Source organism: Streptomyces sp. NPDC020490 (assembly GCF_044335305.1).
Taxonomy (GTDB): Bacteria; Actinomycetota; Actinomycetes; order Streptomycetales; family Streptomycetaceae; genus Streptomyces.
On sequence record NZ_JBIRUY010000050.1, the window covers coordinates 57,911 to 64,353 of the forward strand.

6 protein-coding genes are annotated in these 6,443 nt (G+C 73.1%); 3 read left to right on the forward strand and 3 right to left on the reverse strand.

The window, feature by feature from the left end; translation table 11 throughout:
- Positions 1 to 11: 11 nt before the first annotated feature.
- On the reverse strand, positions 12 to 482 hold the full coding sequence (locus tag ACH4ZX_RS36520) for a winged helix-turn-helix transcriptional regulator (RefSeq protein WP_398282571.1): 471 nt from the start codon (positions 480 to 482) through the stop codon (positions 12 to 14).
- A 169-nt stretch (positions 483 to 651) separates the two neighbouring features.
- Between ACH4ZX_RS36520 and ACH4ZX_RS36525 the strand changes: the two genes are divergently transcribed.
- Positions 652 to 1,821 carry a thiolase family protein gene (locus tag ACH4ZX_RS36525; protein WP_398282573.1) on the forward strand — a complete coding sequence of 390 codons (1,170 nt, stop codon included), beginning with the start codon at positions 652 to 654 and terminating at the stop codon, positions 1,819 to 1,821.
- A gap of 180 nt (positions 1,822 to 2,001) precedes the next feature.
- Here the strand turns inward: ACH4ZX_RS36525 and ACH4ZX_RS36530 are convergent, their stop codons facing one another.
- Positions 2,002 to 2,775: a TVP38/TMEM64 family protein gene (locus tag ACH4ZX_RS36530; RefSeq protein ID WP_398282575.1), complete on the reverse strand. Its 774-nt coding sequence runs from the start codon at positions 2,773 to 2,775 to the stop codon at positions 2,002 to 2,004.
- Between the two features lie 357 nt (positions 2,776 to 3,132).
- Here ACH4ZX_RS36530 and tuf point away from each other — a divergent pair, with 357 nt between their 5' ends.
- Complete coding sequence (gene tuf / locus ACH4ZX_RS36535; RefSeq protein ID WP_398282577.1) at positions 3,133 to 4,302, forward strand: elongation factor Tu; 1,170 nt, start codon at positions 3,133 to 3,135, stop codon at positions 4,300 to 4,302.
- Positions 4,303 to 4,397: 95 nt separating this feature from the next.
- Positions 4,398 to 5,243, forward strand: coding sequence for a spermidine synthase (locus ACH4ZX_RS36540; protein ID WP_398282579.1), 846 nt, complete (start codon positions 4,398 to 4,400; stop codon positions 5,241 to 5,243).
- A gap of 85 nt (positions 5,244 to 5,328) precedes the next feature.
- Here the strand turns inward: ACH4ZX_RS36540 and ACH4ZX_RS36545 are convergent, their stop codons facing one another.
- Positions 5,329 to 6,339: a hypothetical protein gene (locus ACH4ZX_RS36545; RefSeq protein WP_398282581.1), complete on the reverse strand. Its 1,011-nt coding sequence runs from the start codon at positions 6,337 to 6,339 to the stop codon at positions 5,329 to 5,331.
- Between the last annotated feature and the right edge of the window lie 104 nt (positions 6,340 to 6,443).

Sequence of the window (6,443 nt, forward strand, 5' to 3'; positions counted from 1 at the left end):
CCTGACGCCGCTCAGGCCGCGGATGGGCCCGTCACCGTCCAGCCGGGCGCCTGCGGGTGGGCGGTGAGGTCCTCGTGGCGGGCCGGCTCGCCGCAGGACCGGCAGGTGACGACCGGGACCAGTTCGTCGCCGCAGACGTGCTCCAGCACCATGGGGCGGTCGCCGTCCCCGCGGAGGTGGCGGTCGCCCCACGCCATGAGGGTCATCAGCACCGGCTCCAGGTCGATCCCCGCCTGGGTGGGCACGTACTCGAAGCGCTGCGGCCGTTCGCTGTAGACGCGCTTGGTGAGGATCCCGGCGTCGACGAGCCGGCGCAGCCGGGTGGCCAGCACGTCGCGCGGGGCGCCGATGTTCCGCACCAGCTGGTCGAACCGGCCGTTGCCCAGGCAGACCTCCCGCAGGACCAGCAGGGAGTACTTCTCGCCGACGAGCGCCAGGGCGTCGGCGATGGAGCAGGGGCGCGGATCTTTGGTGGCGGCCATGGCCTCCAGTCTAAGTGCGGCCAGACGAGGGTCCGGATTTCAAACTTATAGGGTTTGTTTTTCCAACTCTACTGTTTATGGTGAGTCCAGATTTCCTACTCACAGGTAACCGAACAGGGAGCCGGACAGGTGACCACCCAGGTGACCGCTCCGAACGGAGGCCCGCAGCATGCGTGACGCAGTCATCGTCGAAGCCGTACGCACCCCCATCGGCAAGGGCAAGCCCAACGGCGCCCTCGCGCACGTCCACCCCGTGGAGCTCCTCGCCCACACCCTGCGCACCCTCGTCGAACGCTCGGGCGTCGACCCGGCGCTGATCGACGACGTGATCGGCGGCGCCGTCGACCAGGTCGGCGAACAGGCCATGAACACCACCCGCTACGCCGCCCTGTCGGCGGGCCTGCCGGAGTCGGTCCCGGCGACCACGGTGGACCGCCAGTGCGGCTCCTCCCAGCAGGCCGTGCACTTCGCCGCCCAGGGCGTGATCTCCGGCGCGTACGACATCGCCGTCGCCTGCGGCGTCGAGTCGATGAGCCGCGTGCCGATGTGGTCCAACGTGCCGCCCGGCAAGGACCCCTTCGGGCCGGGCGTCGCCGGGCGCTACCCGGAGGGGCTGGTCCCGCAGGGCATCAGCGCCGAGCTCATCGCCGCCAAGTGGTCGATCACGCGCGAGCAGATGGACGCCTTCGCGGTGTCCTCGCACCGCAAGGCCGCCGCGGCGTGGGCCGCGGGCCTCTTCGACGCCGAGGTGGCACCGCTGGACGGCGTCGCCCGCGACGAGTGCGTACGCCCGGACAGCACCCCGGAGATCCTCGCCGGTCTCAAGCCCGCCTACTACGACCCGGCCTTCGCCGAGCGCTTCCCGCAGATCGAGTGGAACGTCACCGCGGGCAACGCCAGCCCGGTCAACGACGGCGCCTCCGCGGTGCTCGTCACCTCCGGCGAGACCGCCGCCCGCCTCGGCCTGCGCCCGCTCGCCCGCCTGCACAGCTTCGCCGTCACCGGCTCCGACCCACTGCTGATGCTGACCGGTGTCGTGCCCGCCACGGAGAAGGTGCTGCGCAGGGCCGGCCTGACCCTCGACGACATCGACCTGTTCGAGGTCAACGAGGCGTTCTCCAGCGTCGTCCTGGCCTGGCAGCAGGAGACCGGCGGCGACCTCGGCAAGGTCAACGTGCATGGCGGCGCCATCGCCCTCGGACACCCGCTCGGCGCCAGCGGCACCCGGCTGACGACCACTCTCGTGCACGCGATGCGCGAACGCGGCGCCCGCTACGGCCTGCAGACCATGTGCGAGGCGGGCGGCCTCGCCAACGCGATGATCCTGGAAGCTGCCTGACCGCTCCGCCGGGCGCGCGGCGTCGCGCGGTCAGCCGGCCGCGGCGCGGTCGTGGCGGGTCGCGCGGTTCCCCGCGCCCCTTGGGACGCTGCCCGGCCGCAGCGGATTCCGCACGGCCCCGCCGCAGCGGACTCCGCTCGGCCCCGCCGCAGCGGACTCCGCTCGGCCTGCCGCAGCCGTTCAGCGGCCCCGCAGGTGGTGCCGCTTGCGCCACGCCACCGTCGCGCCCAGCAGGGCGGGCGCGGCGATGCACGCCATGGCGATCAGGAAGGCGGGGGACGTCGGCGCCGAGGCGCGGGCGCCGGCGACGGCGTAGGCGGCGGTGTTCGGGACCGAGCCGAGCGCCGTCGCGAGGAGGAAGGAGAACCAGCCCATGCGGGAGACCGCGGCGCAGTAGTTCGCGGCCCAGAACGGCACGCCCGGGAACAGCCGCGCCGCCATCATCGAGCGGAAGCCGTGCCGGCTCAGCTGCCCGTCCGCCGCCAGCAGCAGCCGGCCGCGCAGCAACGGGCGCAGCGCGTCCTGCCCGAGCACCCGGCCGAGGCCGAAGGCCATTCCGGCGCCCAGCACGGTGCCCGTGAGCGCCGTGCCGAGGCCCAGTCCGGAGCCGAAGAGCGCGCCCGCGGCGAGGTTCAGCAGCGGACGCGGCACGAACGCGACGGTGCACAGCCCGTACGCCACCGCGAACACCACGGCCGCCGCGGCCCCGCCGAGCTGCGGCGGCCAGCCGTGCGTCAGCACTCTCTGCGGCTCGAACAGCAGCACGCAGGACGCGGCCGCCGCGAGCAGGACGACCAGCAGGGACAGCCGCGACCACGGCGACAGCAGCACGCGCGTGCGGCGCGTCGCCGGTCCCGGTAGCGCGGGGAGGGCGACGGGGACGGCGAGTTCCGCGGTGGCGGCCCGGGGAGAGGCCGTGGCCGTGCCCCCAGAGCGGGTGGTGGCATCGAGCATCCGGTGACAGTAACCGACACCCGCGTGTGATCGCCGTATGGTCCGTCTCATGTGCGGCCGGCGCGGTGCCTTCCGCCGCGGGAAAACCGTTCGACGCCGGGCGGCGCGTCGGCGATGATCGGCCTCATGTTCCGGCACGCCTTCACCCTCGCAGCATCCGCAGCCGCGGATGCGCCGAAGGCTGCCGTCGTCCTCCCGCCTGCCGCCCTCGACGGCGCACGAAGCTGACCCTCCCCGGATCGTCCGGCGGACCCCGCAGGGGGAGGGTCGGCAGGTTCTCGGGGTCCCCGTCCCGGCCGGCGTCCGAACCGGCCGGGGCCATCGCTCAGCAGCACTGAGAGGCTTCGAGGTACCGCCATGCCCAAGACGGCGTACGTGCGCACCAAACCGCACCTGAACATCGGCACGATGGGCCACGTCGACCACGGCAAGACCACCCTGACCGCCGCCATCACCAAGGTGCTGGCCGAGCGCGGCACCGGCACGTTCGTGCCGTTCGACCGCATCGACCGCGCCCCGGAGGAGGCCGCCCGCGGCATCACCATCAACATCGCGCACGTCGAGTACGAGACCGACACCCGGCACTACGCGCACGTGGACATGCCGGGCCACGCCGACTACGTCAAGAACATGGTCACCGGCGCCGCGCAGCTCGACGGGGCGATCCTGGTCGTCTCCGCGCTCGACGGGATCATGCCGCAGACCGCCGAACACGTCCTGCTCGCCCGGCAGGTGGGCGTGAACCACATCGTCGTCGCGCTGAACAAGGCCGACGCGGGCGACGAGGAACTCACCGACCTGGTCGAGCTGGAGGTCCGCGACCTGCTCACCGAGCACGGCTACGGCGGCGACGCGGTACCGGTCGTACGGGTGTCCGGGCTGAAGGCCCTGGAGGGGGACCCGAAGTGGACGGCGGCCGTCGAGGCGCTGCTCGACGCCGTGGACACGTACGTGCCGATGCCCGAGCGGTACCTGGACGCACCGTTCCTGCTGCCCGTCGAGAACGTGCTCACCATCACCGGCCGGGGCACCGTGGTGACCGGCGCGGTGGAGCGCGGCACCGTGCGCGTCGGCGACCGGGTCGACGTGCTCGGCGCCGGGCTGGAGACGGTCGTCACCGGCCTGGAGACCTTCGGCAAGCCCATGCGGGAGGCGCAGGCGGGGGACAGCGTGGCGCTGCTGCTGCGCGGGGTGCCGCGCGACGCGGTGCGGCGCGGGCACGTGGTGGCCGCGCCGGGCAGCGTGCTTCCCCGACGGCGCTTCACGGCGCAGGTGTACGTGCTGTCGGCGCGCGAGGGCGGTCGCGGCACACCGGTGTCGACGGGGTACCGCCCGCAGTTCTACATCCGGACGGCGGACGTGGTCGGTGACGTCGACCTCGGCGGGGCGGCGCTCGCACGGCCCGGGGAGACGGTCACCATGACCGTCGAACTGGGGCGCGCGGTTCCCCTGGAGCCGGGGCTCGGATTCGCCGTCCGCGAGGGCGGACGGACCGTGGGGGCGGGCACCGTGACAGCCGTCGGCTGACGGCGGCCGGTCCGCGCGGGGGACCGCGGGCCGGTGCGCCGGCCGCGCGGCTCCCCGCGTCCCCCGCCGCCGTCGCCCGCCCGCACAATGGACGGGTGAGCGAACCCATACCCGTGACCCGGACCACCGACCACGGCACCGCCAAGCTGATGCCCGACGTCGACCGGAGGCGGGCCTGGCTGCTGACGGTCGACGGGGCGCCGCAGTCGTACGTCGACCTGGACGAGCCGGAGCACCTGGAGTTCGAGTACGCCCGGCGGCTCGGGCACGTCCTCGACACCGTCGCCGAGCCGGGCCGCCCGCTGGACGTGGTCCACCTCGGCGGCGGAGCGCTCACCCTGCCCCGCTACGTGGCCGCGACCCGGCCCGGCTCCCGGCAGGACGTCGTCGAGGCGGACCGCGGTCTGCTGGAACTGGTCGCCGAGCACCTGCCGCTGCCCGAGGGCGCGGGCGTCGCGCTGCACGCCGCCGACGCCCGCGCCTGGCTGGAGGACGCCCCCGACGACTGTGCCGACGTGCTGGTCGCCGACGTCTTCGGCGGCTCCCGGATCCCGGCCCACCTCACCACCGTCGACTACATCCGGCAGGCCGCACGGGTGCTGCGCGCGGACGGGGTGTACCTCGCCAACCTCGCCGACTCCGCGCCCTTCGCCTTCCTGCGCTCCCAACTCGCCACCTGCGCAACCGAGTTCGAAGAGCTGGTGCTGATCGCCGAACCTGCCGTGCTGCGCGGCCGCCGCTTCGGCAACGCGGTGGTCGCCGCCGCGCACCGCCCGCTCGACACGGCCGCCCTGATCCGGCTCACGGCCGCCGACGCCTTCCCCGCCCGCGTCGAACACGGCCCCGGGGTGCGGGACTTCACCGGCGACGCGCGGCCGGTGCGGGACGCGGACGCCGTACCGTCGCCCGAGCCCCCCGACGGCGCGTTCGGCATCGGCTGACCTGTCGTCACCCCTCCCGTCAGGCCGTCACCCCTCTGTCAGGCCGTCACCCCTCCCGTCAGGCCGTCACCCCTCCGTCGGGTCGTCACCCTTCCGTCGGGTCGCCGTGCAGGCGCACGGTGCTGAGGATCTTCCTGACCGTCTCGTCGGGCACCTCGTCCTTGACGCCCTTGGCCCCGTAGAAGGTCCAGGACACGAAGTCGCCCGCCGAGTTCTTGAAGGCGAACGTGGTCGCCTTGCCGTCGGAGTCGCACTTGCCCTTCTTCGCGACGCCCGTGGAATAGGTCGTGGCGACGCTGCCCTTGACGCCCGACGCCGTCGTGTAGTCCTCGGGCTTGCCGATGGTGAGGAGCTTCTTGGCGGCGTCCGACTGGTCGGTGTAGCCGCCGAACACCCACCAGGCCGAGTCGTTGCGCGCGACGTCGGAGGTGTTCTTGGCGCCGTCCTGGCCCTTCGTGCCGGCCGCCGCCAGCGCCGTGTCGTCGGTGCGCCCGTCCTTGTCGGCGTCGGACGAGCACCACTTCTCCTTGAGATGGGCGGGCGCCGACATGCCGATGAGGACGGAGCCGTCGCCCTTCTTCTCGTCCTCGAACCCGATGAAGGTGCCGGGCGACTCGACCGACCAGTCGGCCGGCACGTCGAAGGCGGTGCCCCACTTGGGGTTCACCACGACCTTCCAGCCGGGAATCGTCGCCTTCTCGGTCTCGCCGCCGCGCGGGTTGTCGTCGGAGCCCGTCGCGGACTCGCTCGGGGCGGTGGTGGGCGACTGACTCGTCGTCCGCTTGTCCTTGCCGCCGTCCGCCGTGTCGTCCTCGTTCCCGCCGAGGACCAGGAAACCGGTGACGCCGGCCGTCACGACCACCGCCGTGGCCGCCAGGATCGCGACCAGTTTCGTCCGGCCGCCTCCGCCCCCGGGCGGCTGGGGCGTGCCCACCGAGGTGGGCGTGCCCCACTGCGGCTGCTGCGCATAGGGGTTGGGCTGCTGGAAACCGGGCTGCTGATACGGATTCGGCTGCTGGTACCCCGGCTGCTGGTAGGGGTTGTTCTGTGCGTGCGGGTTCTGCTCGCCCCCGGGCGGCTGCTGTCCTGGCCACATGGGCGTTCACCCTAGACGAGTAAGTCCGATCTCCGGTCAGTGGTCATAGGCGATCAGTGACCGGGTGATCGGTGCGTTGGTTGCGTTGTTGTGCCAGATCGCGG

Coding starts and splice junctions, on each gene's coding strand:
- ACH4ZX_RS36545 (WP_398282581.1), bottom strand. CDS start 6,339: ATGTGGCCAGGACAGCAGCCGCCCGGGGGCGAGCAGAACCCGCACGCA.
- ACH4ZX_RS36520 (WP_398282571.1), bottom strand. CDS start 482: ATGGCCGCCACCAAAGATCCGCGCCCCTGCTCCATCGCCGACGCCCTG.
- ACH4ZX_RS36525 (WP_398282573.1), top strand. CDS start 652: ATGCGTGACGCAGTCATCGTCGAAGCCGTACGCACCCCCATCGGCAAG.
- ACH4ZX_RS36530 (WP_398282575.1), bottom strand. CDS start 2,775: ATGCTCGATGCCACCACCCGCTCTGGGGGCACGGCCACGGCCTCTCCC.
- tuf (WP_398282577.1), top strand. CDS start 3,133: ATGCCCAAGACGGCGTACGTGCGCACCAAACCGCACCTGAACATCGGC.